Source organism: Okeania sp. SIO1H4 (genome assembly GCF_010672695.1).
Taxonomy (GTDB): domain Bacteria; phylum Cyanobacteriota; class Cyanobacteriia; order Cyanobacteriales; family Microcoleaceae; genus Okeania; species Okeania hirsuta.
Genome location: NZ_JAAHGB010000167.1, coordinates 1 through 1,898 on the forward strand (window position 1 = coordinate 1; position 1,898 = coordinate 1,898).

General features: G+C 35.6%; 1 protein-coding gene. It reads left to right on the top strand.

Annotated features, from left to right (window positions below):
• Positions 1 to 444 precede the first annotated feature (444 nt).
• A complete protein-coding gene (proX, locus tag F6K06_RS33430; RefSeq protein WP_124145990.1) occupies positions 445 to 1,461 on the top strand; it encodes a glycine betaine/L-proline ABC transporter substrate-binding protein ProX in 1,017 nt (338 codons plus the stop codon).
• The last annotated feature ends 437 nt before the right edge of the window (positions 1,462 to 1,898 follow it).

The window sequence follows — 1,898 nt, forward strand, 5'->3', positions numbered from 1 at the left end:
CTACAGGAAATGATGGTTTTTTCTTGCGAGGGTAGCCTTCTTCCCTCTTCCCTCTTTCTTCTTCCTTCTTCCTTCTTCCTTCTTCCTTACCTTTGCTATACAAGACCGATGCTACCGGACATGATATCATATCTCGAAATAATTAGAGCGGTACTGATAACTAATAACTGGTAATTGATAATGCCTCTTGCTTCCTACCTCTAAACTCAGCTCCAGAGTATTTTTTCATATCTCAAAATAATTAGCGATCGCCTGCGAATTATTGATAACAAATAATTTTCATTTGTTTGATTAACGCTCTAGTATTAGATTGTAATTTAGTGCATAATTTTTGCCTATGAAAATATAGAATACTTAAGCTTTTATAAAGTTTTTGGATAATCAAATGTTTGAGGATATAGTCTACCTAAATAATCTTTATTATAAGTTAATTAGAACTGTTTAATGAAACAAAAGTTCAGAAAATTTGCTTTAGGAATGACTTTGACAATTTTGTTGATAGGTTTAATTGCCTGTCAATCAAATTCGTCTGTAAAAAAAACTAGAGTTCGTGCTGCCCATAGTAATTGGGTTGAAGAACATTTCCAAACAGAAATTGTGAATATTGGTCTGGAAAAACTTGGTTATCAGATTGAAAAACCGAAAGAAATTGATTACCCTGCTATTTATTTGTCTGTTGCTAATAGTGACCTAGATTATAGTGTTATCGGTGCTGAAAAAGCACACCAAGAATATTTTAATAATGCTGGGGGTGAAAAAAAGTTAGAGCGAGTTGGAGTTCTGACTCCTGATTTGATACAAGGTTATCAAATCGATAAAAAAACTGCCGATAAATATAAAATTACTAATCTTGGACAACTTAAAGACCCGAAAATTGCTCAACTATTTGATTCGGATGGTAATGGTAAAGCTAATTTAGTTGGTTGTAATCCTGGTTGGTTTTGTGAACGAATAATCGATCATCATATCAAAGCTTATGGACTAGAAGATACAGTTGAACACAATAGAGGACAATACATTATTTTGCTTGCAGATGTTATTAGTCGCTACCAGCAAGGGAAAAGTCTTCTCTACTATGCTTATAATCCTCACTGGGTATCTACAGTTTTAAAACCAGACAAAGATATAATTTGGTTGGAAGTTCCCTTTACCTCTCTTCCAGAATCCCAGAAAAATATAACAGTAAAAGACACCACTATAGAAGGTAAAAATCTTGGATTTGCTGTTGATCGCCTGCGAATTTTTGCTAACAAAGAATTTTTAGCAGCTAACCCAGTTGCCAAACGTTGGTTTGAACTGGTTCAAATTCCTGCTGAGGATATGAATGTTGAAAGTCTATATATTAAAGAGGGTGAAGATTCTCCAGAGGATATTCGTCGCCATGCTAAGGAGTGGGTTGAAAATAATCAAGAGTTGTTTGATCGTTGGTTAGAAGAAGCAAAAAAGGCGGCAGATGTTTGACTTATACTAATAGGACTTACGCACCTGAACGTATTTCCGTCATTGCGACCCATAGGGTTTGCGGAGCATTCCGGAACGGAAAGCAATCTCAAGTCCTAGTTTTTCGTACCTCATACCTAACATCCTGATAATATTAAATTTGGTTCAATAACATCACAATCAATAGACTTGTCGCTTTATAACTTAAAAACCCCCAAAAACCTTGTTCTGTAAGGATTGTAGCTATTGGAAGGCAAAACTGCTGGGAATTATTGCTCTGTCTAGGTTAGAGTGATTTTTTCCCTTTATTTAGCGACAACTCTAATTATTAATATCATGTCCGGTAGCATCGGTCTTGTATAGCAAAGGTAAGGAAGAAGGAAGAAGGAAGAAGGAAGAAGAAAGAGGGAAGAGGGAAGAAGGCTACCCTCGCAAGAAAAAACCATCATTTCCTGTAG

Bases quoted from the DNA above. Each gene is read 5' to 3' on its own strand.
- proX (WP_124145990.1), top strand. From the start codon at position 445: ATGAAACAAAAGTTCAGAAAATTTGCTTTAGGAATGACTTTGACAATT.